The sequence below is a fragment of the Adlercreutzia shanghongiae genome (genome assembly GCF_035830635.1).
In the GTDB taxonomy this organism is placed as follows: domain Bacteria; phylum Actinomycetota; class Coriobacteriia; order Coriobacteriales; family Eggerthellaceae; genus Adlercreutzia; species Adlercreutzia shanghongiae.
In genome coordinates this window covers 23,362-48,950 of record NZ_JAYMFI010000035.1, presented here as the reverse complement: position 1 = coordinate 48,950, position 25,589 = coordinate 23,362, and the positions used below count along the sequence as shown (strand labels likewise).

23 protein-coding genes are annotated in these 25,589 nt (G+C 64.8%); 21 read left to right on the top strand and 2 right to left on the bottom strand.

Going from position 1 to position 25,589, the window contains the following annotated elements; genetic code table 11:
* A partial coding sequence (locus VJ923_RS11745; RefSeq protein WP_326441702.1) for a phosphoribosylformylglycinamidine synthase subunit PurQ occupies positions 1-2,008 on the top strand: 2,008 nt, incomplete at its 5' end.
* Between the two features lie 598 nt (positions 2,009-2,606).
* Here the strand turns inward: VJ923_RS11745 and murB are convergent.
* Positions 2,607-3,518 (bottom strand): UDP-N-acetylmuramate dehydrogenase, encoded by a 912-nt coding sequence (gene murB, locus VJ923_RS11740; RefSeq protein WP_326441700.1) that lies wholly within the window; start codon positions 3,516-3,518, stop codon positions 2,607-2,609.
* 330 nt (positions 3,519-3,848) lie between these two features.
* Between murB and VJ923_RS11735 the strand changes: the two genes are divergently transcribed.
* The 8 genes from VJ923_RS11735 to VJ923_RS11700 all read left to right on the top strand — a co-directional run bounded on the left by VJ923_RS11735 (position 3,849) and on the right by VJ923_RS11700 (position 12,467).
* The gene (locus VJ923_RS11735; protein ID WP_326441698.1) at positions 3,849-3,980 is read left to right on the top strand and encodes a hypothetical protein; all 132 of its coding nucleotides are present in this window, start codon (positions 3,849-3,851) and stop codon (positions 3,978-3,980) included.
* A gap of 9 nt (positions 3,981-3,989) precedes the next feature.
* Positions 3,990-5,510: a TrkH family potassium uptake protein gene (locus VJ923_RS11730; RefSeq protein ID WP_326441696.1), complete on the top strand. Its 1,521-nt coding sequence runs from the start codon at positions 3,990-3,992 to the stop codon at positions 5,508-5,510.
* 11 nt (positions 5,511-5,521) lie between these two features.
* Entirely contained in the window at positions 5,522-6,430 is a 909-nt protein-coding gene (locus tag VJ923_RS11725; RefSeq protein WP_326441694.1) for a hypothetical protein, read from the top strand.
* The gene (rsgA, locus tag VJ923_RS11720; protein ID WP_326441692.1) at positions 6,430-7,446 is read left to right on the top strand and encodes a ribosome small subunit-dependent GTPase A; all 1,017 of its coding nucleotides are present in this window, start codon (positions 6,430-6,432) and stop codon (positions 7,444-7,446) included. Before VJ923_RS11725 ends, rsgA begins: the two co-directional genes overlap by 1 nt.
* Positions 7,447-7,565: 119 nt before the next feature.
* Positions 7,566-8,987 carry a glycosyltransferase gene (locus VJ923_RS11715; RefSeq protein ID WP_326441690.1) on the top strand — a complete coding sequence of 474 codons (1,422 nt, stop codon included), beginning with the start codon at positions 7,566-7,568 and terminating at the stop codon, positions 8,985-8,987.
* A 13-nt stretch (positions 8,988-9,000) separates the two neighbouring features.
* Entirely contained in the window at positions 9,001-9,921 is a 921-nt protein-coding gene (locus tag VJ923_RS11710; protein WP_326441706.1) for a sulfite exporter TauE/SafE family protein, read from the top strand.
* 104 nt (positions 9,922-10,025) lie between these two features.
* Entirely contained in the window at positions 10,026-11,471 is a 1,446-nt protein-coding gene (locus tag VJ923_RS11705; protein ID WP_326441688.1) for a GAF domain-containing sensor histidine kinase, read from the top strand.
* 177 nt (positions 11,472-11,648) lie between these two features.
* Positions 11,649-12,467 (top strand): hypothetical protein, encoded by an 819-nt coding sequence (locus VJ923_RS11700; protein WP_326441686.1) that lies wholly within the window; start codon positions 11,649-11,651, stop codon positions 12,465-12,467.
* 86 nt (positions 12,468-12,553) lie between these two features.
* On the opposite strand, the gene VJ923_RS11695 is transcribed toward VJ923_RS11700, so the two are convergent.
* Entirely contained in the window at positions 12,554-13,390 is an 837-nt protein-coding gene (locus VJ923_RS11695; protein WP_326441684.1) for a deoxyribonuclease IV, read from the bottom strand.
* Between the two features lie 362 nt (positions 13,391-13,752).
* Between VJ923_RS11695 and VJ923_RS11690 the strand changes: the two genes are divergently transcribed.
* The 12 genes from VJ923_RS11690 (at position 13,753) to VJ923_RS11635 (ending at position 25,437) form a co-directional block, all read left to right on the top strand.
* Positions 13,753-16,029, top strand: a complete 2,277-nt coding sequence (locus tag VJ923_RS11690; RefSeq protein ID WP_326441682.1) for a bifunctional serine/threonine protein kinase/MFS transporter — start codon at positions 13,753-13,755, stop codon at positions 16,027-16,029.
* Complete coding sequence (locus VJ923_RS11685) at positions 15,996-16,277, top strand: hypothetical protein (RefSeq protein ID WP_326441680.1); 282 nt, start codon at positions 15,996-15,998, stop codon at positions 16,275-16,277. Before VJ923_RS11690 ends, VJ923_RS11685 begins: the two co-directional genes overlap by 34 nt.
* Positions 16,278-17,165 carry a hypothetical protein gene (locus VJ923_RS11680; RefSeq protein ID WP_326441678.1) on the top strand — a complete coding sequence of 296 codons (888 nt, stop codon included), beginning with the start codon at positions 16,278-16,280 and terminating at the stop codon, positions 17,163-17,165.
* A gap of 150 nt (positions 17,166-17,315) precedes the next feature.
* Complete coding sequence (locus VJ923_RS11675; RefSeq protein WP_326441676.1) at positions 17,316-17,513, top strand: DUF6724 family protein; 198 nt, start codon at positions 17,316-17,318, stop codon at positions 17,511-17,513.
* Positions 17,514-17,686: 173 nt separating this feature from the next.
* Entirely contained in the window at positions 17,687-18,982 is a 1,296-nt protein-coding gene (gene serS / locus VJ923_RS11670) for a serine--tRNA ligase (protein WP_326441674.1), read from the top strand.
* A 6-nt stretch (positions 18,983-18,988) separates the two neighbouring features.
* Entirely contained in the window at positions 18,989-19,855 is an 867-nt protein-coding gene (locus VJ923_RS11665) for a hypothetical protein (RefSeq protein ID WP_326441672.1), read from the top strand.
* Positions 19,842-20,249 carry a cyanophycin synthetase family protein gene (locus tag VJ923_RS11660; RefSeq protein ID WP_326441670.1) on the top strand — a complete coding sequence of 136 codons (408 nt, stop codon included), beginning with the start codon at positions 19,842-19,844 and terminating at the stop codon, positions 20,247-20,249. Before VJ923_RS11665 ends, VJ923_RS11660 begins: the two co-directional genes overlap by 14 nt.
* 1 nt (position 20,250) lies before the next feature.
* Positions 20,251-21,711, top strand: a complete 1,461-nt coding sequence (locus VJ923_RS11655) for an aminotransferase-like domain-containing protein (RefSeq protein ID WP_326441668.1) — start codon at positions 20,251-20,253, stop codon at positions 21,709-21,711.
* Between the two features lie 299 nt (positions 21,712-22,010).
* Complete coding sequence (locus VJ923_RS11650) at positions 22,011-23,012, top strand: D-alanine--D-alanine ligase family protein (RefSeq protein ID WP_326441666.1); 1,002 nt, start codon at positions 22,011-22,013, stop codon at positions 23,010-23,012.
* Positions 23,013-23,233: 221 nt separating this feature from the next.
* Positions 23,234-23,815, top strand: a complete 582-nt coding sequence (locus VJ923_RS11645) for a YtxH domain-containing protein (RefSeq protein ID WP_326441664.1) — start codon at positions 23,234-23,236, stop codon at positions 23,813-23,815.
* A gap of 3 nt (positions 23,816-23,818) precedes the next feature.
* Entirely contained in the window at positions 23,819-24,634 is an 816-nt protein-coding gene (locus VJ923_RS11640; protein ID WP_326441662.1) for a PRC-barrel domain-containing protein, read from the top strand.
* 38 nt (positions 24,635-24,672) lie between these two features.
* Complete coding sequence (locus VJ923_RS11635) at positions 24,673-25,437, top strand: TVP38/TMEM64 family protein (protein WP_326441660.1); 765 nt, start codon at positions 24,673-24,675, stop codon at positions 25,435-25,437.
* Positions 25,438-25,589: the final 152 nt, after the last annotated feature.

Here is a 25,589-nt window from a genome sequence, read left to right as displayed (position 1 = left end):
GGCTACGCCGAGCTACGCCGAAAGCGCCTGCGACCGTGCCTTCGAGGCCGTGTCCGACTTGACCGATTCCGTGGTGGATGCGGTGTGCGACGGCGCCTCGCTGGAGGCATCCCTCTCGGCGCTCATGGGCGACATCAACCGCGCCTGCAACAAGGGCCTCGTGGAGCGCTTCGACTCCACCATCGGTGCCGCCACGGTGCTCATGCCCTTCGGCGGCGCGCGCCAGCTCACGCCGGCGCTGGCCATGGTGGCGAAGCTGCCGGTGCTCGGCGGGAAGACCACCACGGTCTCGGGCCTGTCCTGGGGCTTCAACCCGTACCTGTCGTCGTTCGACCCCTATGCGGGCGCTTATATGGCTGTGCTCGACTCGGTGGCGAAGCTGGTGGCCACGGGCTTCGAGCGTAAGAACATGTACCTCACCTTCCAGGAGTACTTCGAGAAGCTGCGCCAGGATCCCGAGCGCTGGGGCAAGCCCATGCGCGCGGTGCTCGGCGCGCTCATGGCCCAGATCGACTTCGGCGTGGGCGCTATCGGCGGCAAGGACTCCATGTCCGGCTCCTTCGAGGACTTGGACGTGCCGCCGACGCTGGTGTCCTTCGCCACGGCCATCGGGTCGGTTGATCGCGTCACGTCGCCGGAGCTGAAGGAGGCGGGCAGCGCCCTTGTGTGGCTCACGCCCGAAGACGCGCTCGCTTCCAGCTTGTGCGCCACCTTCGACGCCGTGGAGCACCTCATCGGCGCCGGCGTGGTGCGCGCTTGCGCGAGCGGCGCCTACGGCGGCTTGGCTGAGACGCTTGTTAAGATGGCCGTGGGCAACGGCCTGGGTGTGGCTATCGCCTCCGACGAGGTGGATATGGGCGTGCTGTTCGAGCCGGCCCACGGCTCCTTCGTGCTGGAGCTGGCCGCCGGTGAGGATGCCCAGTCGGTGGTTACCCGCCTGGAGGATGCCGGGCTCGACGCGAATGTGGACGTGCTGGACTTGGGCCGCGTGACCGAGGCCTACGAGCTGACCTGCGACGGCCAGGTGGCCGATCTGGCCGTGGTGCAAGAGGCCTGGGAGCGCGGAAACGGCCTGGAGGGCGTGTTCCCCTACCGTACGTCGCCCGAGGAAGCGGCGGCTGCCGAGAAGGTGCCCGCTCTGAGCTTCGAAGGCGAACCGGCTGCGGCTTACCATGGCCCGGCGTTGCTCGGCGGCGCTTCCGGTGCCCCGCGCGTGGTCATTCCGGTGTTCCCCGGCAACAACTGCGAGTACGATTCCGCCGCCGCCTTCGAGCGCGCTGGCGCTATCCCTACGGTGTACGTGGTGAACAACCTCACGCCCGAGGCTGTGGCCGAGTCCACCCGCGAGCTGGCGCGTCTCATTCGCGCGTCGCAGATCGTCATGATTCCCGGCGGCTTCTCCGGCGGCGATGAGCCCGACGGCTCGGCGAAGTTCATCACGGCGTTCTTCCGCGCGCCGCAGGTGACCGAGGCCGTGCGTGATCTGCTGCAGGCCCGCGACGGGCTCATGCTCGGCATCTGCAACGGCTTCCAGGCCCTCGTGAAGCTGGGGCTCGTGCCCTTCGGCGACATCCGTCCCATGGACGGCGACTGTGCCACCCTCACCTTCAACAACATCGGCCGTCACCAGAGCACGCTCGTGCGCACCCGCGTGGCCAGCACGATGTCTCCCTGGATGAGCAAGATGGAGGTGGGCGACGTGCACACGGTGGCCATTAGCCACGGCGAGGGTCGCTTCGTGGCGCCGCAGCCGCTGCTGGACCAGATGATCGCGAACGGGCAAATCGCCACTCAGTACGTGGACGCGGCCGGGGTGCCCTCCATGGACCTGTCGGTGAACCCCAACGGCTCGGTGCTCGCCATCGAGGGCATCACGAGCCCCGACGGCCGCGTGCTCGGCAAGATGGGCCACACCGAGCGTTCCGGCGCGGGCCTGTACAAGAACGCCTTCGGCAACACCTACCAGCCCCTCTTCGAAGGCGGTGTGGACTACTTCCGCACGAAGTAGACGGTCGAAAACGGTGCCCGATGCTTTGCGCGAGGTAGCGGCTTCGCGCAAAGCTTTTGCGCAATAGGTCACACAACGGTATGAGCGGGGCGAGCCTGTCCATAACGGTTCTTTTTGCCACCTCGTTTTGAAAAGAGGGCAAATATGGCCGAAATGGACAGGCTCATTTCTCGTTTTGGGCCGAAATCTGTCCATAACGCCCATATTTGGCAGTTGAACGGCCTATTTTGGGCTGCGCTCGTTGGCTGGCTTGTCCATATCGGCCTTTTTTGCCCTATTTACATCTGGCTGTGCCAAATATGGTCGATATGGACAACCTGAGGGCAGCGTGAGCGTGCGAGTACGAGCGGGCACGGGCAAAGGCGCATGGGTGCGAGTGCGAGCGGTCCGAGTGGGTCCGGGCGCGTGGGTGCGAGCGGGCGCGGACGCGTGAGCGTGGATGCACGCTCACGCGCGGCTCACGAAGTGCTTAAGGTCATGGAGACTGACGGCGTGAGCGAGCATGGGCGCGTGCGGATGTGGGTGTCCGCGTGTGCCCGCGCGACTACGAGCGCGAGCGGGCACGGGCGCGGGCACGGGCACGAGCGCGCGGGGCAATTTACTGCCACAGCCTTACTTCGGGCTCCAGTTGCACGCCGGCGTCTTCCATGACGCGCTCTTGCACGAGGGCGATAAGGGCCAGCACGTCGGCGGCGGTGGCGCCTCCGGTGTTTACGACGAAGCCGGCGTGCTTGGTGGACACCTGCGCTCCACCCACGGACGTTCCTTGCAAGCCCGCCTCTTGAATGAGCTTGCCGGCGAAATAGCCCTCAGGGCGTTTGAACGTAGAGCCGGCAGAAGCCATCTCGAGGGGCTGCTTTTCCTCGCGGCGCTCGCGCAGGTCGTCCATGCGCGCAGTAATGGCCTCACGAGAATCGGGACGCAGCAGCAACGTGGCGGCCAGCACGATAAGCCCCTCGCGCATCATGCGGCTTGTGCGGTAGCCCCAGGCGGCTTCGCTTGCCGGGAGGTCAGCTAGGGCGCCGTCGGGCATAAGGCAGCGCACTTCCACGGCCACATCGGAAAACTGCCCCTCGTAGGCGCCGGCGTTCATGATGGCCGCGCCCCCAATGGTGCCGGGAATGCCGCTGGCGAATTCGTAGCCGGCCAGACCCGCATCGCGCGCCCAGGCTGCCACGGCCTCATTGGTGGCGCCAGCTTGGGCGCGCACCATCCCGCCGGGCAGCACCTCAACGCCCGCGTAGTTCTGCGCCATCAGCAACGTAACGCCGGAAAGCCCCTCATCAGGCGCCAGCACATTGGAGCCCGCGCCCAGCACGCGCAGCGGCACGTCAGCTGCGCGACACGCCGCCGCCACGGCGACAACCTCGCTTTCGCCGTGAGGCATTACCAGCCATTGCGCCGGTCCCCCGATGCGAAACGTCGTATGCCCGGCCAGCGGCTCATCGGGCATTACGTTGGTCTGACCGACGATATCCTGAAGGCTCTTTTCGAACTTCTGCGCGTCCACTGCTTGTTCCTCCTCAGCTGAGTGACGGCTTAGAGGAGACACGGGGCACCTTGACCGAGCGAGTTCCGCAGCGACTGAAACAGCCCTGTGGGCTGTTTCACAAAGCGAGGACTGTCTGAGCGAATCAAGGTGCCCCGTGTCTCCGACGGGCGACGAGCCGCAGCTCCTGCTCGTCATGCCATGTGGGTGACCGTTGATGACCCTTTTGCCCCATTGTACTAGAATACGCCCCTGACGAATTCGCTCACATACGGACGCGGGCCAGCAAGCGCGCGCCGCCTTCCCGCCGCGCGCGCGGCGCAGCTGATGCCGAAAGCGGGCCGCTAGCCTATGGCGCGCAAGCTTCCGGACATAAAACCCGCCTCTCCGTCCAAGGCCATCGCCCTGGTGCTGCTGTTTATCGCCTGTCTCATTATCGGACTGTGGACGCTCATGGCGCTCACACGCATTCTGTTCGGCTAGGGGCGCGCTATGTGGCAGCGATTTACTCTGTACGATTTGCGGGTCATCGGTCATTACCTGGGAACGCTCATCCTGTTTTTCGCCGTGCTTATGGCGCTGCCCTTCGCGACGGCGCTCGTTTTCCAGGAATGGGAGCCGGCCGCGCGCTATCTGGTGGCCATCGGCATTGCCATGGTGGCCGGCTGCTCGCTGCGATTTCTGCGCATCGAGCCGGGCCGCCTCGATCGGCGTCAGGCGCTGGCGGTCACGGGCTTCGCATGGGTGGTGCTCGCCCTGTTCGCGTCAATCCCGCTGTATTTCTCTGGCCACTACACCACGTACCTTGATGCGGTGTTCGACGGCGTGTCCGGCCTCACCACCACCGGCGCCTCGCTCATCGTCGATTTGGACCATCTCTCCTATGCCGACAACATGTTCCGCTTCGCCATGCACGCCTTAGGCGGCCTCGGCCTTATCGTGGTGGCGCTGTCGTTCGGCCTGTTCGGTCGGGGCGGCGGCGCTTCGCTGTTCTCTTCGGAAGGCCGCAGCGAGCATGTGGTGCCCAACGTAGTGCAAACGACGCAGTTCATCGCGCGCATCACATTTATCATCATCGCCATCGCCACGGTCGTTATCACCGCGCTGTGCCTGGCTATGGGCATGGAGCCCACCCGAGCCTTCCTCAATGCGCTGTGGGTTTCCACCTCGGGTTTTGTGACCGGCGGCTTTGCGCCCATGCAGCTGTCCGTCATGTACTACCACTCTTTCCCCCTCGAGGTCATTCTCATGGTGCTCATGATTTTGGGCTCCATCAGCTTCGTCATTCATTCCGAAGTGTGGAAGGGCCGCGCTAGCGCGTTCTTCAGGGATATCGAGACCAAGACCATGCTCTTGTGGCTTGCGGTCATGGCCTTCGTCTTCACGGTTACCCTGGCCTCGTCGCCCTTCAACGATATTCTGGCGATCCTGCGCCGGGGCTTGTTCATGATCATCTCGGCCTTCACCACCACGGGCTTTCAAGTGGTCACCACCAACCAGATCACCACGTCGTTCAGCAACGGCGCCTTTCTCACGCTGGCCTTCATCATGGCGGTCGGCGGCGCTTCGGGCTCTACGGCCGGCGGCATCAAGTTCTCGCGCATGGGCATCATCTTCAAGTCCATTGTGTCGAATGTGAAGGAGGCCCTTGCACCCGACTCCGCCCGCGTTGTCGTTTCCTACAATCATGTGGGCAAGCGCGTGCTGACGCCCGAGGTGGTGAAAGAGGCCATGACGGTGTTCATCCTGTTCGTCATTACCTACGTTATCGGCGCGCTGGTGGGCATCGCCCACAACGCCGAGGCCATTCCGGCCATCTTCGAGTCGGTGGCCATGACGTCCAACGGCGGCATCGTCACGTCGCTCGCCACGCCGGGCATGCCGGCCACGCTCGAGCTGTTCTACATCTTCCAAATGTGGGCCGGCCGTCTTGAATTCGTCACGCTGCTCGCGCTGGTAGTGGAAATCGTCGCCTCCGCGATTCCGCGGCCTCGTCCGAAGGACCGCTTATGAGGCGGCGGTGGATGGCGGTCGCTTTAACCGTGGCGCTGGCCGGGGCTTTGGGCGCGCCGGGCCTTGCGGCCTGGGCCGATGCTAAGGGCAAGGAAGCGGCAGCGTTGGGGGGCAGCGTAACCAACGAGGATGTTCCCACCGACGACACGGGCGTGGTGAACACCGCTGCGCGCGAGGAGTCGGCGGGCCAAGAGGCCGCGGGGAAAGACGCCGCCGCGTCCGATGGCCAAAAGCCCGCCTTGGCATCCCAGCCCGGCGACGAGGCCGAGGCTGAAGAGGGGCCCATTAACGAGGACGTGCCCACCGACGAGACCGGTGTGGTGGAGGGCGACGCCGAAGGTGCCGAAGGCGGGGAAGACGGCGAGTCCGCGCCGGCTTCCAAGCCCGCGCGCCCGGCCCTGCCCGACCCGGTGTTCGGCGAGGGCGTGAACGAGGACAACCTCGTGAACCCCCAGCAGAAGCCCGACAGCTCCTTTATCTACGACACGGCCATCTCGGCTCTGCAGGAGGCCGAGTCCTACCTGAACAACCAGACGGTGCAAGTTACCGGCGAGGTGGTGGGCGACCGCATCGTGGCCGAGTTCGATCCGGGCTTCTACTGGATCGTGCTGCAGGGCTCCGATAAGGCCCATTCCGAAATTCCCGTGTTCATGGCCGGCGACTTCACCGAGCTCATCGACACCTACGGCGCCTACGGCCGCAAGGGCACGACGTTGCAGGTGCGCGGCATCTTCCACCTGACCTGCCCCCAGCACGAGGGCCTTACCGATTTGCACGCCGATGCGGTTACCTTCGTGGAAAAGGGCTCCATCACCGAGCGGCCCTTCGACATCGGCACGTTTATGCCCGGGATTGTGCTGGTAGCGGTAGGTTTCATCATGCTCATCGTGTTCCATCGGATGCGAGAGGGCCAGCGCTAATGACCGATTCGCTCAAGCACGGGGAAGTGGTGAAACTCGACCGGGGATACCCCTTGGTGCGCCTCACCGACGGCGAGCTGTTGCGCTGCGAGCATGCCACCGCGTTGGTGAAGGGCGCTGACAAGCGGGCCGTCATCGGCGATGTGGTAGAGGTGGCTGTGCCCGATTCCCACGACAAGGGCGTCATTGTCTCCATCGCGCCGCGCACCCGCGAGTTCGTGCGCAAAGACCCCACCGAGCGCGCTCTGCCCCAGGTGCTCGCCGCCAACTTCGAGCGGGTTATCGTGGCCCAGCCTGTGGGGGAGGTGAACCTGCGCCGCCTGGAGCGCGAGCTTGTGCTCGCCTTCGAGACGGGGGCTGCGGTTGCCGTGGTGCTCACCAAGGCCGACCTGTCCGACGATGCTGCCACCGAGGCCATCTGCGAGGCGGTGCGCGCCTTGGCCGCCCCGGCTGCCGAGGTGCTCGTGGTGTCCGAGGCCGACCCCGCTTCGGTGGAGGCGGTGAGGGCGCTTTTAGTCCCCGGCACCACCACGGTGCTCATCGGACGCTCGGGCGTGGGGAAGTCGAGTTTGGTGAACATGCTCGTCGGCGCCGAGCTTTTGGATGTGGGCGCCGTGCGCGAGGGCGACGGCAAGGGCCGCCACACCACGGTGAGCCGCGAGATTGTAGAGGTGCCCGGCGCGGGCCGCATCGTGGACATGCCCGGCGTGCGCGGCTTGGGGCTGTGGGACGCCGAGGCGGGCATCGGCGCCGCCTTCCCCGACGTGGAGGAGCTGGCCGGCGCGTGCCGCTTCCGCGATTGCACCCATCACGGCGAGCCCGGTTGCGCCGTGCGCGCTGCCGTGGATTCCGGCGCGCTGGCGCCCGAGCGCTACGCTTCCTATCAGGCGTTGCAGCAGGAGATGGCCACGGTGCGCGACCGCCGCGAAGAGGCGCGCCGCATGAACAAGGAGAAGGCGAGCGACGCCAAGCGCCGCCGCGGGTCGCCGCCCAAGGGCAAGCGCCGCCGCGGCTAGGCGCGCCCGCGCGCGTTGTTACCCCTGCGTCCTGTGACGTTTTCCGCACGGTGAGCGCAGGGGTGCCCAGACGCGCTAAAATGATGTGACACCGTTCGACTGAACTCGAAAGGAACCCCATGAACCCCGTCGTTGTCATTCCCACGTTCATCTACCCCCGCCGTCACCGCGGAGGGGCCGATGTGGTGAGCACCTACGACCATCCCACCGCGCCCAATCAGGAAGGCGAGCTTGGCCGCTGTCTGGAATCGCTGGCGAAGGTGGAAGGGCTGGGGCTCGTGGTCATCCTCGTGTCCGCCGACGTGTCGCTGGAGGTGCAGGCCGCCGAGAAGGTGCAGGCTATCGCGAGCCGCCATTCCGATGTGACGACGCTCGTCATCGGCGCGGCGGAGCTTGCGCTCATCGAGCAGCGCATGGCCCAGCAGAACATTGAGCGGCTTTCCAAGGAAATCGGCCTGCAGGGCTACGGTGCCATTCGCAATTTGGGCCTGCTCGTGGCCAACGTCCTCGGTTTCGATGCGGTGGTGTTCCTCGATGACGACGAGGTCGTCGACGATCCGAAGTTTCTGCAGAAAGCCATGTACGGCCTGGGAAAACTTACGCGTCAGGGCGTGCCCATCGTGGCGAAGACGGGCTACTACCTCAACGACCAGAACTCTTATCTCTCGAAGTGGGAAGATAAGTGGTACAACCGCTTCTGGCAGCAGGGCCGCGCCTTCAACGAGTGGATCACCAAGGCCATGCGAGGCCCGCGCCTGTCCCGTTCCAACCACGTGTGCGGCGGTTGTTTGGCCATCCACAAGGAGGCCTTCCGCCGTTTGGCCTTCGACCCGTGGATTACCCGCGGCGAGGATTTGGACTACATGCTGAACCTGCGCATGTACGGCTCCGATATCTGGTTCGACAACCAGTGGGTGCTGCGCCATCTGCCCCCGCGCACCACAAGCGAGGGCACGCGCTTTCGCCAGGACATCTTCCGCTGGCTCTACGAGTACCGCAAGCTGGAGTACTCCCGCGCGCTCATCGATCTTCAGCAGGTGAAGCCAGCCTCGCTGGAACCCTACCCGGGGCCGTTTCTGGAGCCCGGGCTTTTGCGCCGCATTCGCCTGACCGCCTGGATGCGCAGCTTCGGCCGTCCCGACAAGAAGGCCTATCGCCTGGCTGCCAAGGCGGCGACGGGCGCTGCGTCGGCCTACGCCGAGGCCAATTGTGCCAAGTACTTCGAGTTCCAGTACGTGTGGCCCGAGGCCATGAGCCGTTTGGAAAGCGACCAGCTGCTCTCTGAGGCTTTGGTGCGCTCGGCGATGCTGCGGGCCCAGGACGTGGCGGCTGCGAACGCCGATGCGCCGGCGCCGACGCCGACGCCGACGGCAGCACAGAGCGCTCCCGCGGACGCAGCACCCGCAGTACCTGCGGGCGTGACGGCCGCGGCGTCTGGGGCCCCCGTCCCCGAGGGCGCACCTGGGGCCGCCCCGGCCGTGCCCTACGGCAACATCGATGCCGGCATGACCACCCAAATCCGCCTGGATATGGAGGACTAGCCCCGTGGAGGCCATGATTATCCTGTTCGTCATTTCGCTGATCGTGGGCTTCGCCATCGGCATTTTGGCAGGCCTTTTGGGCGTGGGGGGCGGCACCCTGCTCGTTCCCGCTTTCAAGTTGGGCTATGCCATGGATTCCCTCATGTGCACGGCCACCTCGCTGTTCACCATTATTCCCACATCGGTCTCCGGCGCCATTTCCCATATCCGGAACAAAACCTGCCTGCCCAAGCTCGGCTTGGCCGCCGGCCTCGGCGGGGCGTGCCTGTCGCCGGTGGGCGTGTGGCTGGCTACTATTTCCCCTGATTGGGCGGTCATGGGAGCTGCGGCGCTCATCATCGGCTACTCGGCCATCACTATGTTTCGCAAGGCCCTGAAGGCCCCGAAGGCCCCGAAGGCCCCGAAGGTTCTGAGGGCTGCTAAGGCTGCGTCGTCTTCGCGTCGCCGCGAGCACGCCGCCGCGAACGCGGAGTCGAAGGAACTCGCCGCGGAGAATCGTGCCGCCGCCGAGGACCGCGACGCTCTCGCGCGGGCGTGGAAGGAGGCCCCTGCCGTCGGCGCGCGGGAGGTGGCCATTGGCTGCGGCATCGGCCTTGTTGCCGGCCTGGCCTCCGGATACGTGGGCGTGGGAGGCGGGTTCATCATGGTGCCGCTCATGATGTCGGTGCTGCGCGTTCCCATGAAGCTCACTTCGGGCACGTCGCTCATCGCCGTGATGATCCTCGCCGTTCCCGGCGTCATCACCCAGGCGGTTCTCGGCAACATCAACTGGGTGGCCGGCATCGCCGTGGCCTGCGGGTCCATTCCCGGCGCTCAGCTGGGAGCCAGGCTCATCCCGAAGGTTCCCGAGCGCACGCTGCGCTTCACCTTCGCCGGATTCCTCGTCGTGGCCGCCGTCATGCTCGTCGTGAACCAACTCGGTCTTTGGGGCTAGCGCGCTCCTCGGCGGCTTTCGGTGCTGGCGTGCTCTAGAACCTTGGCCTGGCCGGCGCATTTGCTATACTGGCGACTGTTCTTGAGACGACCAGGGGGTGCGCCATGGCAAAGCGGGAAACGGAAGCGGCGTCGACGCGGGGCATTGGCGTGCCCAAGTTCAACCAGGAGATGATAGCGGCCACCATTGCGGCCTTGGCGGCCATCACGCTCGTGTGGACGTTCTCCCAGCCGGAATTCCCCGTGCCGGTGCTCGTAGCGGCCGGTGCGGTGTTCACCGTGTCCATCGTGGTGGTCATCCGGCTCATGATGGACCCCGATTCCGTGCGCGCCCTTCAGTCCGACGCCATGCTGCAGCTGGCCTCGTCCATGATCGACGCCATGGGCGAGGGCCTCACCGAAGAGGCCTCCCAGGAGATTTGCGAGCTGCTGCTGCCGAACACCTCGGCCATCGCCGTAGCGCTGACTGACAGGGACATCGTGCTCGGCTATGCGGGCTATCAGGAGGCCCACAACCCCGCGGGCATCCCCATCCGCACAAGTGCCACCCACGAGTGTATCCGCGAGGGGAAGACGCTCGTGCTGCTTACCCCCGAGGAAATCGGCTTGCCCGCGCCTGCGACCACCAACCGCATCAAAGCCGCCATCGTGGAGCCGCTGTTCTTGGGCGGTCGCGTGGAGGGCACGCTGAAGTTCTACTACCGCGATGCCGGCAAGATCACCGAGACCCAGCGCTCCATCGCCCACGGGTTCGCCCAGCTGCTCGCCACGCAGATGGCCGCTTTGGAGATGGAAACCCAGCGCAAGCTCGCCACCTCCATGGAGTTGAAGATGCTCCAGACCCAGATCAACCCGCACTTCCTGTTCAACACCATCAACACCATCGCCTCGTTCATCCGCACCGACCCCATGAAGGCCCGCACGCTTCTGCGCGAGTTCGCCGTGTTCTACCGCCGCACGTTGGAGGATTCCACGGAACGCATCTCACTGGCCCGCGAGCTCGATCAGGTGCAGCGCTACTTCAACTTCGAGCTGGCTCGCTTCGGCGATGCTCGCCTGGGCTTTGAGGTGGACGCGAGTCCGGCGCTGCTCGACATGATGGTGCCGCCGTTCCTCGTGCAGCCCCTGGTGGAAAACGCCATCAAGCACGCCATGCCCACCGAAGGAAAGCTCGTCATCACGGTGAAGACGGAGGCCGATGGCGATGACGTGGTCATCGTGGTGGAGGACAACGGCGTGGGCATGAGCGAGGAAACCTGCGCCAACATCACCCAGGTTGAGTCTTCCACGGGCCTTGGCATCGCCGTAAAGAACGTGCACGATCGCATGATCGGCTTCTTCGGCCCTGATGCCCAAATGGTGTACACGAGCGAGCTGGGCGTCGGCACCCAGGTGACCCTGCGCTGCCCCGGCTGCGCCAAGGCCTCGGCTTCTGCGGCGCTGCAGGACACTGTAGCGGGAGAGCCTGAAAAGGGTCCTTTCGAAGAAGTCGCGCGCAACGATGCCACTGTTGCCGAACTCGCGGAATTAGTTGCCCAGGTATCGGAGTAGCCCTGGAAGCTTCGCCGGCGTGCGATTTGCGGGCGCATTGGCGTGGGGGAGCGGTGACGCTGTGACGATAATGGCCGCTTCTTGCAGGTAAATCGCCTCTTTTCATATCGACAATAGCGAGTTGGTCGTATATCATCCCATTCATTGATTGATACGATGTTTTGGGAGGGCACGCCCGTGTTCGAGTTCTTGTCTTCACCGTTTGGCCTGGTGGCTGTTGGTCTTGGTGTGCTAGCGGTGGCAGTGCTCGCGTTGTGCCTGTGGATCACCACGCTCGATCGCCGCATGCGCGGCATGGCCGACGGTCTGGAGGCCGAGCGTCGCAAGGTGGCCGAGATGCAGATGGTGATCGGTCGTCGCAGCAATGCCGCTCGCAGCTATGGCGGGCGAGGCCGCGCGGCGGCTCCTGCCCCGGCGCCGGCTGCGGCTCCCATGGGGCAGGTGGCTCCTGTTGCAGGCGTGGCAGGTGCTCCGGGCGCTGGCGCTCCGGCCGCTACCCAGGCGGCTTATGCCGCCCAGCCGGCCGCTCGCGGTCGGGCGACGCGTCCCGCGTCGGCGCCTGGCGCCGGTTGGACGCCGAGCAGCATCCCCATGCCCGCCTCCAACGAGGTTGACGCTTGGGTTGGCGGTGCGCCGGCTCAGCAGCCCATCATCATGCCCGATCGCAAAATGTCCCGCAAGGCCCGTCGTGAGGCCGAGCGCGCCTTTGCTGCTCGGGCCGCTGCCGAGCTCGAGGCCCGTCAGGCCCGTCGCGCTCAGGAGGCCGCTTCAGTGCAGCGCGCCGCCGCCCAGCCGGGCGCTCGCGCCGGCTATGCGGCTCCCCGCGCCGCTGGCCAAGCTCCGCGCGCAGGCGCTCAGACTGGTCGCCCCGGTACGCCGGCGGCTCGCGTTGCCGCCCAGCCTGTCGGCGTTCCCGCCCAGGCGCAAGGCTTCGCGCCGGTTCAGCCCGCCTACGGGGCTGTTTCCCAAGGGGCTCGTGCCCGCCACGCCCGCTAAGGTTGCCGAGCTAGAAGAACGATGGAAGTCGCAGAGTCCGCGCCGGCCTTACGGCCGGCGCGGATTTTTCTTGTTAGTTGGCGGTGCTAGCCGCGGTAAGCCTCGCGGAAGCGCGCAATGTCGTGCGCGTAGGTGGCGAGGGCGGCATCGGGCTCTTCCAAATAGAATGGCACGGCAGCTAGCTTCGGGTGGTTGATCATGGCGGCCAAGGCTTCAAAGCCGATGAGCCCTTCGCCGATACGCGTGTGTCGGTCCACATGGCTGCCGCGCTCGTGGGCGGCGTCGTTCAGATGAACGGCGCGCAGCTTGTCCAGTCCGATGACGCGGTCAAACTGGTCCAGCACGCCGTCAAGGTCGCCCACGATGTCGTAGCCTTCGGCCCATACGCTGGCGCAATCGAGGCAAACGCCCACGTGCTCAGGGTGGTCAACCTGGTCGATGATGGCCGCCAGCTGCTCGAAGCTCGTTCCCACGTGGGTGCCCTCGCCGGCCATGGTGTCTAGCAGCACGCAGGTTTTCATGCCAGGAGTTACGACGTTGTTTAAGGCGTCGGCTACTTCGGCCAGGCCATCTTCCACGCTGGCGCTCAGGCGACTGCCCGGACGGATGAGGTAGAGCGGTCCTTCCACCTCTGCCAAGCGCGCCAGGTCCTCGGCGTACACCATGAGGGTGAAGTCGCGCTCGCTCGTCTTGTCGGTCGCCGGGTTGGCATCGTAGGGTGCGTAGGCCAGCACGTCGCGAATGCCGTGCTCTTTGGTATAGGCCAGGTAGGCAGCTACGTCCTTCTCGTCGACCTTCGCGCTCGCGCCGCCGCGCGGGTTGCGCGTGAAGTACTGAAACGTGTTCGCCTGAATGGAGACGGCTTCCTCGGCCATTTCGAGAAACCCCTTTTTGCGAGATAAGTGACAGCCGATGGTGAGCATGATGGTTCCTTCCGAACGTAAACTTATTTCCGTGGCCCCAAAAGCCTTCGAGTGAACTTTTGCTCGCGAAAAATCATAGACCTGAGGGCTTTTGATGGTCCCAAATGGGCTATTTCGTTCATGGATTCGTTGATTTAAGCGGGTATTGGCTCCTTCAGCTCAGGCTTGAGGCGTTTCAAGAGTTCATTCGGCGACTTTTGGGGCCACAAAACGAAAACGAGGCCGCCTCGCGCTCCCCGTCGCCCCATGCGTCTGCGGATGCTGCGCGTTTCACGCCGCTGGACGGTTGCGCGAAAGCGGACCGTGGTAGAATTGCCGCACCTCAAAAACGCACCCGAAATCCACTAGGAGAGGCTCGCCTTATGGCTCGATCCCCCCTCATACTCGATCGCTATCGCGTCATCGGCCAGGCCGGCTCTGGCGGCTATGGCACCGTTGTGCACGCCTTTGACACCCACCTTAAGCGCGATGTGGCCATCAAGTGCATCGAGCTTTCCGAAGATGAGCTGGCCGCGGCTCGCCTCGAGGCGCTTGAGGCCCGCATGGCGGCAGATTTAGAAGATGTTGTTGAGTCGCAGCGTGACGGCGCGCGCTCCGCAGGGCCACGGTCTGCCGTTTCGCGGGCTACTGGATCGCAACCCGTCACGTCTGAAGAAGTGCCCCCGTGGGAGGATTGGGAAGAGCCGCACGACGCTGCGACCGACGGAGCCGACGAGGGGGAGTGGGAGGACTCCATGATTCCCTGGGGCTCGGCCACGGCCGATTTTGCCGGTCGTCGACAGGGTCCGGCTCGCTTGGAGGGCCGCGTGAGCCGCAAGACGCGTCACGCCCCCGAGATTCCCTGCGAGCCCCAGGCCGTAGTGGAAGAGGCCCCCGCTGAGACGGCGGCAACCGACGCCCAATCGGTGGACGTGCGCCACTTGCGCGGCGTGCGCGCTTCCCGCACGCTTACCGACAACGCCGATGCTGAGCCCGAGCTGGACGAGACCGACCTGTTCGAGCATATACCCGGCTTGGAAGAGGCCCGCTCTGTTGCGAAGCTGTCCGATTCGAACATCGTCACGGTGTATGACTGCGCCGTGGAGGGCACCTGTGCCTACGTGATCATGGAATACGTGGAGGGCAAGACCCTCGCGCAGATTATCGATGAGGTCGACGACGACATTACCCTGGACGTTGTGGCTGCGGTGTTCGCGGCGGTCTCTCATGCGTTGGAAGTGGCCCATGGCGAGAACACGCTGCATCTGGATATCAAGCCCGAAAATGTCATCGTGAACGGCAAGGGCGTGGCCAAGGTGACTGACTTCGGCCTGGCCGCCCTCATGGACGCCACGGGCTCGGGCACCACCGGCGGCGGCACCATCGGGTACATGCCTCTGGAGCAGATGCGCCAAGAGCCGCTTGATGTGCGCACCGACGAGTGGGCCCTGGCGAGCCTTACCTACGAGATGCTCACGGGGTCGAACCCGTTTTTCGCCGACGACTTAGATACCGCCGAGGAAGCCATCGAAGAGGCCGAGCTCGTGCTGCCGTCGCTGTGTTGGGACGAGCTGGATGCCGAGGCCGACGACATCATGTTCACGGCATTGGACCCGGACATGGACGAGCGCTACGACGATATTGCCGCGTTCTTTGGGGCGCTGGCGCCGCATTTGGGCAATGCTAAGAAGGGCAAGCGCGTGCTGGCTGATATCGTCAACGGCAAGATTGACGAGCCCGTCGAGGAAGAGCCTGTGAAAGTGTGGGAGCCCTTGCCGCCTTTGGTGGATCGCTTGGGACTACGTGGTGCCGCGATTGTCGGGCGCATGCTGGCCGCCGCCGCAGTGGCGCTGCTTGCCGCTGCAGGCATGGCGAATCTGCATTTGGTTCCCGATTCGGCCATGGGGCTGGCGACCGATGCCCCCATTGCCTACGGAGTGGTTATCGCGGTGTGCGCCCTTGTGGCGTTGATCAGGCCTTCCATCGGCGCGCTGTTTGGCTATGGCGCCTTTGTGGTGGGCTTGGCCGGTGCGGGCGCCTGGGTGCCAGCGGTGCTATTCGTCGCGGCGACGGCAGCGTGGTGGTACTTCGTTGGCCGACGTGGAACGGCCCAGGCCGTGGCGGCGCTTATGCAGCCGCTGTTCGGCTCCGTCGGCTTCGCGGCGGCGTCGCCCGTGACCTGCGGCGTGCTGCTGCCCGTCTTCCAATCGGTTATCACGGCCGCCTTCGCGTTCGTCGCGGCCCTTATCATGGCCGGTTGCGGCTCGGTGGACCTCATGAACTGGGATGCCGTCATGCACCTGGGCTTCTCAAGCAACCCGACAGCGGGCGTGATGGCCGTGGCCTCCCAGCCGGCAACCTGGGTGATGGGCGCAAGCTGGATCGCGGCGGCGGGCGTTTACAGCCTGTGCTGTGTGCGGGGCACGCGCGCCTTCGATATCGCGGGCTCCGTTGCCTGTGCGGTCGTGCTCATGGTCGGGGTGTGCTCGGCGGCCCACCTCACCTCTTTCGGCGGCTCGTGGCTGCCTGCTCCTGCGGCGCTGCTCGGGGCGCTCGTGCCCGGCCTGCTCGGCATCCTCGCTGCCCTCATGAACATCCCCGACCGCGCCCGCTGGGCCGAGGAGGAATGGTACGCCGACCACGAAGAGGACGTGATTTAGCGGAGGAGACCGTCATCGACTACGTTATGCAAGTTGAGGGAGGCAGCCTGACCAAGACCTTGGAGACCTACTCTGAGGAAGACGGGGTCTTTCCGAATTGCCAGATTTATGCTCAGGGCGGTCAGGTGATCGAGGTGAACGAGGACGCGGGCGCCATCGACATGACCCAGGTCCTCGAGCCCTCCGAGCCGGTCGTGAGCGAAGAGGACGTTTACCGGGCTCTTCTGGTTCACGCCACGGACGTGTAGGTGCGCGAGGAGGGCGGCGACACGTTGTATATGGTTGCGGCCCAGGGTGAAGAGATGGGCCTGGTGAACCAGGTGGACAACGCCACCGACCTTACGGCCACGTACCGCTTTAATGGCGAGGGCGTTCTTCTGGAGACGACGGCGTCCATCAAGGGCACGACGGGCGAGGGCGCCGATGCGCTGCCCGCTTCCGAGGACTTTACGGTCGCGTATTCCGATTGGGGAGCGACTACCGTGCCCTTTGCTCCGCCCGCCACCGGCATCTATGAGGTGGGCGACGGCCTCTCCTTCGACGAGGATCTCGCTGAGGTGCTCGCGAAGATGCCGAAGAACTTTACGTGCATCATGGAGACGGCGGTCACGCTGTTTGAGGGCGATGTGTCCCTATCCCGGGATATGCGCCTCGAGACCTATGTGGACGAAAGCGACGGGTTGCGGGCCCTAGTCTATCTGGAGGCGCCCGATGGTGGCATCGATGAGATGTACACGTATTTGGACGACGGCCGCGTGACCGCTTCAGTCAATGGCGAGGTGGTCTCCGCGGACTACAACTACGAGTCGGAAGACCCCACTGGTTTGGGCCAGGCTGCCCAGCTGGTGGGCTGCGCCGAGGTTGTCGGTTGCATCACCTACGGAAATGGCGAGGTTGAGTACGTCCTGTTCACCGACCCGCAGAAGGTGAGCGACGCGGTTGATATGGATGGCTGGGGCGAGTTGGCGCTTTGCGAGGCCCATTACATGGTGAGTGCCGAGGGCGAGCTCGTGTATATGACGCTGAACGTCGAGGGCGTGCCCGAGAATGCCGATATGGCCGACTATATGGCCGCGGAGACCGTCGCCCAGTACAGCGACTTCAACAGCACCGAGGTGTTCAACCCCTTCGCCTAAACGCGCAGGGCCTGTGGCGCTGTTAGTTTTACGCCGCCTGTGAATCTTGCGTTTCTCGGGGCGGGTCATAGTATACTGACACCACTTGAAACGAACCTCTCGTCACTGCCCGTGCGGCGGTGCTTTCCGAAGAAGGCGAGACAACAACTTATGAACTTCGAAGAGCTGTACCATTTCCTGTTCGAGACCATGCCGGGCATCGGCATTCTGATTGGCGGCGGTCTCGTCATCAGCATCATCGTGTGCTTCATCCTGGAGCGCAAGACGCGCAAGCAGTTCAAGAACCACGAGAAGACCGAGGACGACTGGTCGCTGTTCGATGACGACGACGAGGACGAGGGCAACTAGCTCTCGTCCGCGCCGCCTGGAAACCGCGGGCGTTGACCCTCGCCCTTCAGCGTGCGCCACACCCAAAGACCTCCCGCCCGCGCCAGCGGGCGGTGCTATACTGGGCCGAACCCCAACACCGGCGCTGACGCCGGCGCTTTAGGCAACCAATCATTGTGAAAGAGAGCCGCCCCATGCTGGACATCAAGTACGTACGCGAGCACCTCGACGAGGTCGCCGAAACGATGAAGAACCGCCACGCCTCCTTCGATCCGGAGCAGTTCGCTTCCCTTGATGTGCAGCGCCGCGAAGTTATCGCTGAGGAAGAGGCCCTGCAGGCCGAGCGCAACAAGCTTTCCAAGGAGATCGGCGCGCTCATGGGCCAAGGCAAGACTGATGAGGCCAACGCCACCAAGGAGACGGTACGCCAGATCAACGAGAAGCTCACCGCCCTCAGCGACGCCCGCGCCGAGGCCGAGGCCGCCATGGACGCGCTCATGCTGTCCCTTCCCAACATGGTGGATGCCTCCACGCCCGTGGGCGAAGACGAGAACGACAACCCCGAGGTGCGCCGCTGGGGCACTCCGCGCGATTTCGCCGCCGAGGGCTTCGAGGCCCAGGCGCACTGGGATTTGGGCCCGGCCCTGAACATCATCGACTTCGAGCGCGGCGTGAAGCTGGCCGAGAGCCGCTTCTACGTGCTGGGCGGCGCCGGCGCCCGTCTGGAGCGCGCGCTCATCTCCTTCATGCTGGATCAGCACACTGCCCGCGGCTACAAGGAGTGGTGGGTACCGGCCATGGCCAACGCCGCCACGCTCACGGGCACCGGTCAGCTGCCGAAGTTCGAGGAAGATCTCTTCCACACCACCGAGGGGCTCTACCTCATCCCTACGGCCGAGGTGCAGCTGACGAACCTGCACGCCGGGGAAGTGCTCGACGCCGACCAGCTGCCGCTGCACTACTGCGCCTTCACCCCGTGCTTCCGCGAGGAGGCGGGAAGCGCCGGCCGTGACACCCGCGGCATCATCCGCGTGCACCAGTTCTCCAAGGTGGAGATGGTGAAGTTCGCCACGCCCGAGACCGGTTTCGCCGAGCTGGAGTCCATGGTGGAAGACGCCGAGAATATCCTGCAGAAGCTGGAGCTGCCCTACCGCGTCATCAGCCTGTGCACCGGCGACATCGGCTTCTCCTCCGCGAAGACCTATGACGTGGAGGTGTGGCTGCCCAGCTACAACGCCTACAAGGAAATCTCCTCGTGCAGCTGCTGCACCGACTTCCAGGCCCGTCGCGCGAACATCAAGTACCGTGACCCGGCCAACTTCAAGGGCACGCGCTTTGCCTATACGCTGAACGGCTCCGGTTTGGCCGTGGGCCGCACCATGGCCGCGGTTATCGAGAACTACCAGAACCCCGACGGTACCATCACGGTGCCCGAGATGCTCGTTCCCTATATGGGCGGCAAGACGGTGATTGGGCCGGAAGAGGTCTAAGGAACCATGGAAGAGCAGTCGCCGGCGGCGGGCGCGCCGTCTGGCACCGTGGGGGGCACTCGCCCTGTCGCTGAGGATGCGCATTTTGCCGCAGAGAGCCCGCGCCCTGGCGCGGAGGGCTCACGTCCTGCCGTGGAGGACTCGCGTCCTGATGCGGAGGGCTCCCGACCTGGCGCGGACAGCCCGCGTCCTGATGCGGAAGCCCCCGTTGCGGAGGTCCGAGGGGCAGCGTCTTCGGCGCCGAAGGTTCGTAAGACGCGCGCCGAGCGACCGGCACCGTCGCCGTCGAAGAAGGCGCGCCGGCGTCATCCTGCTCGCGCCGCGATTATTGCCGCGCTCGTTGCCGTGGTGCTGATTTCTGGCGCGGCGATGGGCGGCTTTTCATGGCTGCGCTGGTTCTCGGAAAACGATGCGGCTGACCTTCAGGGCACCTGGTATTTGGCAGGCACGGCCACGCCGATCGAGATTACCGAAGACCGCATCCAGCTGACCGACGATGTGTCCTATCGCTATACCCTCAACGACGGCGACAAGACCTTCGAGCTGTCTTTCGGCAATTTGAACGGCGGTGGCCGCTACCGCTTTTCCCTCGATCGCAACCAGGTGGCTCTGGTCGATGGCGACTTCTCGGGGGCCGACACGCTGGGAGATGATTTCGGCTGGACGCTTCGCGCGCTCGTCGAAGCTGCTCAGGGCCGTGTTCTGCCGCCTGAGGAGAAGGCCGCCAAGGGGGTGACACTGCTCTCGCGCACCCCAACCGGCTCCCCGGTTCGTCCCGAAGCGTCGGATGTGGCGGATAAGCCCGAAGCATCGGATGTGCCGGAAAAGCCCGAATCGGACGCCGTGCCCGAGAAGACCGATGGGCGCGCCTAGGCTCGCCGTCGAGCGCGTGACGTTCGAGCGCGACCGCATGGTGCTCCTTGTCCGTGTGCCCGAAGGCCCCGCGGCATCCCTGGGCGACGACGGCGCGGCCCGGCTGCTCGCCGCGCGGCCGTCTTTGGCCTCCCATGTCTGCCTGAATGCCGAGGGTGCTCCTTTCGGCGGCATTCTTTCGCGCACGTCGCTTCCCCATGTGCTGGAGCATCTCGTCATAGACCTTCAGGCCCAAGACCCCGCCTGCGCCCCCGACGTTACGTTTGTGGGTACAACAGAGTGGCTCGCCGCGCACGACGGCCTGGCCCGTGTTACAGTAGCCTATACCGATGACCTTATCGCCTTGGGCGCGCTAAAGGCGGCCTTGGCGCTTATGGAAGGGACGGTTGAATAACATGTCGTCTGCCCACATCACGTTCGACACCACCGGCGACAAGATCGCCCGCCGCGTGCGCAAGATGCGCTCTTCGGCCGTGCGCGACTTGTTCGCCGCCGCCACCCGCGACGATGTCATCTCGCTTTCGGGCGGCATGCCCGCCGTGTCGCTTCTTCCCGTAGAAGATGTGCGCGCCGCCACGCTGGCCGCTGTGGAAAGCCCCGAGGCCCGCGCGGTGTCGCTGCAGTACGGCCCCACCAACGGCGCCCCCGGTCTGCGCGCGGTGCTGGCCGACATGATGCGCGACCTGGGCATTCGCGTGAAGCCCGACCAAATTCTCGTCACCACGGGCGCTCAGGAGGCCCTAAGCCTCATCGCCGAGGCCTTCATCGACCCGGGCGACATCATCATCACCGAGGGCCCCACCTATCTGGGCGCCCTGCAGGCATTCTCCGCCTTCGAGCCCGACGTGCGTGCCATCCCCTTCGATGACGAGGGCATGCGCATGGATCTGTTGGAAGAGGAGCTCAAGCGCATCGGCAAGGGCAACCCGCGCCTGAAGTACTGCTACGTCATCCCGAACTTCCAGAACCCGGGCGGTGTCACCATGGTGGCCGAGCGTCGCCGCCGTTTGCTGGAGCTTGCCCGCGAGTACGACTTCATGGTGGTGGAAGACGACCCTTACGGACGCCTGCGCTACGACGGCGGCCACCAGGTGCCGCTGAAGGCCATGGACGAAAACGTCATCTACCTGGGCACTATTTCGAAGATGCTCGGCCCGGGTCTGCGCACCGGCTGGATTGCCGCGCCGGAAAGCGTGCTTGCGCGCATCAACTTGGTGAAGCAGGGCGCCGACTTGTGCGGCAGCTCCTTCGACCAGATCATCGTCGAGCACTATTTCAAAGACATCCCCTGGCAGAAGACGCTGCAGAAGTTCGTGGCCGTGTACAAGGAGCGTCGCGACACCATGCTCGCCGCCCTGGAGGAGTTCTTCCCGCCTGAGGCCACGTGGACGCATCCCGAAGGCGGCATGTTCCTCTGGATTACGCTGCCCGACTATATGGATACCGATTCGATGCTTGCCGAGGCGCTGGAGGCGGGCGTAACCTATGTGCCGGGGAACTCGTTTTTCCCCGATGGGAAGACTGGGCGCAACTCCATGCGCGTGAATTTCAGCTTCGAGACGCCCGAGTCTATCACAGAGGCCATCCGTCGTTTGGCGAAGGTCATCGAGGATCGCCTCGAGCTGTACCGCGTGTTCATCGAGGCCGGCGCGCTGCCCGGCTACGACAGAAAGGAAGCAGCCATGACTGACGAGAAGACGCCGACTCCGTGGGAGGAGGTCGTCGCCGATTCCGAGCAGAACGAGGAAGCGGTGATGCAGGCCCGCGAGGGCAACGCCGAGCAGATCGACATCGCTGAGGAGGCCGTGCGCGACGCCCAGCAAGCTGCTGCTCCGGCTGAGGAAGCTGCGGAATAGCTGGTCCGTTCGGCGCGAGGTGCGGGGCGCATCCCCGTGCTCAAGCAATGGCTCGCTCGGCGGAACAGTCCACTGGACTGTTCCGTTCGCTGCGCAACCTGCGCGCGGGGACACGCCCCGCCCCTCGCGCCTGCTCAACCATGGTTGAGTGAAGCGGAAACGGCGGGTGCCTTGACCGAGCGAGTTCCGCAGCGACTGAAACAGCCCAGTGGGCTGTTTCGCAAAGCGAGGACTGTTTGAGCGAATCAAGGTACCCGGCGGTTCCGCCCCCCAAGGATTTTCAACACGAAGGAGAACGTATGAAGGTAGCAGTGCTCATGGGAGGCAAGTCCTTCGAGCGCGAGGTGTCGCTGGCATCTGGCAAGGTGGTGTGCGCGGCGCTGGAGGAGGCGGGCCACAAGGTGGTGCCGCTGGACACGAACGCCGATTTGGTGCCCACGCTGCGCAGCGAGCGGCCCGATGTGGTCTACAACGCCCTGCACGGCAAGCACGGCGAAGACGGCACTATCCAAAGCCTGCTGGAGTTCCTCGGCATTCCGTTCGTGGGTTCGCCGGCCAGTGTCTGCCATCGCTCCTGGAACAAGGATGCGCTGCACTCGTCGCTGGCGAAGTACCGCGACATCACCGGCGAGGAAGGCTGCGCCTCGTGGCCCCAGGGCGTGTACATCACCCGCGACGCGTTCAAGGACATGGGCGCCGCCACGGCGCTCGATATGGTGGCCGACCGCGTTATCGGCGGTTATCCGGTATGCGTGAAGCCGGCTCACGGCGGAAGCGCTTTGGGCGTTCACAAGGTGGAAAGCCAGGAGGCGCTCGGCGAGGCGGTGCTGGATGCGCTGTCCTACGACGAGGCCGTGAACATCGAGCAGTGGGTCGATGGCGTGGAGCTTTCCGTGGCCATTCTCGGCACCGGCTGGGATGCCCATGCTCTGCCTCCGGTGGAAATCGTGGCCCGCGAGGGCTTCTACGATGCCGCCGCCCGCATGGCCGACGATGCCGTGGAGTTCTTCTGCCCGGTGCGCAACGAATCGCTTTCTCCCAACGAGGCCGACGCCCAGGCCATCCGTGCGGAAATCGAGCGCGCGGCGTTGGAGGTCTACCGCGCCTATGGCGTGCGCGATCTGGGCCGCATCGATCTTGTCTGGGACGGCGGCGCGGCCCGCTGCTTCGAGGTGGACGTGTCTCCGGGCATGACCGACCGCTCCCTGTTCCCCGTGGCCTGCGAGGCTGCTGGCTTGTCGCTTCCGGCCATGCTCGACTCGCTCGTGAACGAGGCCTACGCCCGCGGCGCCTGCTTCTAGGGCCGCAGAGAGGCGCGGCCGGCGCAGGTAGGCGAGGGCGTTGAAAGCGTCTTTTGTGCGTTGGGCGAACCGACTCAAGTTTTTTATGAGAGATTCGCTCATCCATGATGAATAACGGCTTGTTTACCGTAAGGTGAGCAATGAGCAGCGAGAGCCCTCACGCGAGGGCTCTCCCCATATAATGGGCCGACATTGATATTCCGTCGATAAAGGAGGCAATCATGGCCAACAAATTCGGAATGTTCCTCATTGGTGGCGTCGTGGGCGCCGTCGCCGCACTTCTGGCCGCCCCTCGCTCTGGCGTGGAGACCCGCGCTCTGGTGGCAGACAAGGCCGGCGACATGCTCGGCAATGCCCAGCAGTGGGGCGACCAAGCCGCAACGGGCGCCCAGCACATCTATCAGGAGGCCGCCACGAAGGGTGCCGAGGTCGTGAACAACGTGACCGCCCGTGGGCAGGAAATCGCCTCCGAGGCCGCCGCGCGCGGCGCTGACGTGGCCGCGTCCATCCAGGAAGCCGCCAGCAACCTCACTCCCACCATCAACGAGAAGGGCGACGAGCTGCGCGAGAAGATCGAGGCCGCCCGCCAGCGCATCGCCGATCAGGTGGCCAAGAACGCCGACGCCGATGCCGATCCGGCCGAGGCGGTCGCCGATGTCGTCGATGCCGCCAAGGAAGGTGCCCAAAAGACCGCCGAGACGGCCAAGGACGCCGCCAAGGAAACGGCCGCCGAGGTGAAGGAGGCTGCCGCCGAGGTTGCCGACGCCGCTAAGAAGGACGACAAGAAGAAGGATGAAAAGTAGTCCATGGCTAGCAAGCTGATAACTGCCTCCGAGCTGGTCGGCAAACGCGTGTTTGCCGACCGCAGCTCGGCTAAAAAGCCTGATGCCGCCAAGAAACTGGGGAAGGTGCGCTACTGCGTGTTCCACCCGACCCAGCGTCGCTGCATCGGGTTTATCGTCAAGCGACCCGATCTGCTGTGGATGTTCCACCGTAAGGATATGTTCGTGGCCCTGAACGGCTACAACATGGTGGACGGCCGCGTGCTCGTCAAGCGCGATCCCGAGGCGACGGACAAGGGTGCCTGCAAGGCGCTCGGCGTCAACTGGGACGACTGCGTGCTCTGGGAGGGGCTGCCCGTCATCGCCGAGGACGGCACCGTGTTCGGCACCGTGGGCGACGTCACCTTCGAGCGCAAGGGCGGCGAGGTGGAGTCCATCCAGGTGACCCAGGGCGCCACGGCCAACGCGCTGCTCGGCGTTCGCGAAATTCCCGGCTCCCTCATCCGCGGCTTCAAGCGCGGCATCGGCACGGCTTTGTCCGTGAGCGGCCAAGGAGGGGAGGAGCCCGTTCTCGGCGCCATTCTCGTAGCCGACGAGGCGGCTGATCTTAGCGTGGAGGGCGGCCTTGCCGCCAAGGCCGGCGAGGCCACGGCGGTAGTCGCCGACCGCGCTCGCGAGACCGTGGAATCGGTGAAGCCGGCCGTGTCCAGCGCCACCAAGGCCGCGGGCAAGGCCGTGAACAAGGGCGCTTATGCCACGGGCCGCCAAATCAAGCGCGCCAGCGGCATGTTCTCCGCCTTCAAGGAGGAATACGACAAGGCCCGCAAGGAAGACGACTAGACAGGGCGCTTTACCGGCGTCCTGCGACTTTGAGGATTATGAGCGAACACGACAACAAGCACCATTCCGAGCGTCTTCAAAAGCTGGAGGCGAAAGCCCACGCGGAGAAAGTTGTTGCAGGGCGCGAGATGCCTGCGGCCAACATCTTCAAGTTCGCGGGGCTTATTGCCTTTTTCCTCATTATGATTGTCGTGGTCGTGGCCCTGTGGCCCTACATCCACGAGCTTTTTGAGCCCGGCGGCATCGAGCGGGTCACTGCCGATGTGCGCAACGCCGGTCCCTGGGGCTTCCTCATTCTGCTGGCCATCCAGTTCCTGCAGATCGTCGTCGCCTTCATTCCCGGCGAGGTCGTGCAGGTGGCTGCCGGCATGATTTACGGCCCTTGGGTGGGCGCGCTCATCATCTGGCTCGGCTGCATCATTTCCAGCGCCTTCATCTTCGTGCTCGTCCACAAGCTGGGCGCTCCGTTCGTGCAGGCCATGGTGCCCGAGAAGTACATGAGCACCTTCCGCAAATGGGAGACTTCCGAGAAGTTCAACGCCATCGTCTTCATTCTGTTTCTCATCCCGGGTCTGCCCAAGGATGTGTTCACGTACCTCACGCCGCTCACCCATATGAGCCTGCGCAACTTCGTGATCATCTCCAACGTCGCGCGCATTCCCGGCATCGTGCTTTCCACGTACGCTGCTGCCGGCCTGGTCAGCGGCGATATTGTGCAGAGCGTCATCATCTTCGCCGTTACCGCGGTGGTGGCCATCGTGGCCCTCGTCGTCTACAGCCGCGTTACCAAGAAGAGCAAATAGCTCGCGTTCTACGGCCCCTGCAGTCAACCCTGCGACCCTCCGAGACCGCGACCCCGCGGCCCTCCAGCGCTTTCCCTGCTCTCGCCGCTTTCTTTGTGAAAGAAGGCGCGGTCACGCATGGTTTTAAGTACAATGGTGAGCGTTGATTATTT

Excerpts from the sequence above, each read along its gene's own strand:
- VJ923_RS11695 (WP_326441684.1), bottom strand. The coding sequence starts at position 13,390 with ATGCTCACCATCGGCTGTCACTTATCTCGCAAAAAGGGGTTTCTCGAA.
- VJ923_RS11640 (WP_326441662.1), top strand. The coding sequence starts at position 23,819 with ATGGCTAGCAAGCTGATAACTGCCTCCGAGCTGGTCGGCAAACGCGTG.
- VJ923_RS11660 (WP_326441670.1), top strand. The coding sequence starts at position 19,842 with ATGGGCGCGCCTAGGCTCGCCGTCGAGCGCGTGACGTTCGAGCGCGAC.
- VJ923_RS11655 (WP_326441668.1), top strand. The coding sequence starts at position 20,251 with ATGTCGTCTGCCCACATCACGTTCGACACCACCGGCGACAAGATCGCC.
- rsgA (WP_326441692.1), top strand. The coding sequence starts at position 6,430 with ATGACCGATTCGCTCAAGCACGGGGAAGTGGTGAAACTCGACCGGGGA.
- VJ923_RS11710 (WP_326441706.1), top strand. The coding sequence starts at position 9,001 with ATGATTATCCTGTTCGTCATTTCGCTGATCGTGGGCTTCGCCATCGGC.
- VJ923_RS11690 (WP_326441682.1), top strand. The coding sequence starts at position 13,753 with ATGGCTCGATCCCCCCTCATACTCGATCGCTATCGCGTCATCGGCCAG.
- VJ923_RS11650 (WP_326441666.1), top strand. The coding sequence starts at position 22,011 with ATGAAGGTAGCAGTGCTCATGGGAGGCAAGTCCTTCGAGCGCGAGGTG.
- VJ923_RS11675 (WP_326441676.1), top strand. The coding sequence starts at position 17,316 with ATGAACTTCGAAGAGCTGTACCATTTCCTGTTCGAGACCATGCCGGGC.
- VJ923_RS11735 (WP_326441698.1), top strand. The coding sequence starts at position 3,849 with ATGGCGCGCAAGCTTCCGGACATAAAACCCGCCTCTCCGTCCAAGGCC.
- VJ923_RS11730 (WP_326441696.1), top strand. The coding sequence starts at position 3,990 with ATGTGGCAGCGATTTACTCTGTACGATTTGCGGGTCATCGGTCATTAC.
- VJ923_RS11665 (WP_326441672.1), top strand. The coding sequence starts at position 18,989 with ATGGAAGAGCAGTCGCCGGCGGCGGGCGCGCCGTCTGGCACCGTGGGG.
- VJ923_RS11645 (WP_326441664.1), top strand. The coding sequence starts at position 23,234 with ATGGCCAACAAATTCGGAATGTTCCTCATTGGTGGCGTCGTGGGCGCC.
- serS (WP_326441674.1), top strand. The coding sequence starts at position 17,687 with ATGCTGGACATCAAGTACGTACGCGAGCACCTCGACGAGGTCGCCGAA.
- VJ923_RS11725 (WP_326441694.1), top strand. The coding sequence starts at position 5,522 with ATGGCGGTCGCTTTAACCGTGGCGCTGGCCGGGGCTTTGGGCGCGCCG.
- VJ923_RS11705 (WP_326441688.1), top strand. The coding sequence starts at position 10,026 with ATGGCAAAGCGGGAAACGGAAGCGGCGTCGACGCGGGGCATTGGCGTG.
- VJ923_RS11685 (WP_326441680.1), top strand. The coding sequence starts at position 15,996 with ATGGTACGCCGACCACGAAGAGGACGTGATTTAGCGGAGGAGACCGTC.
- VJ923_RS11715 (WP_326441690.1), top strand. The coding sequence starts at position 7,566 with ATGAACCCCGTCGTTGTCATTCCCACGTTCATCTACCCCCGCCGTCAC.
- VJ923_RS11635 (WP_326441660.1), top strand. The coding sequence starts at position 24,673 with ATGAGCGAACACGACAACAAGCACCATTCCGAGCGTCTTCAAAAGCTG.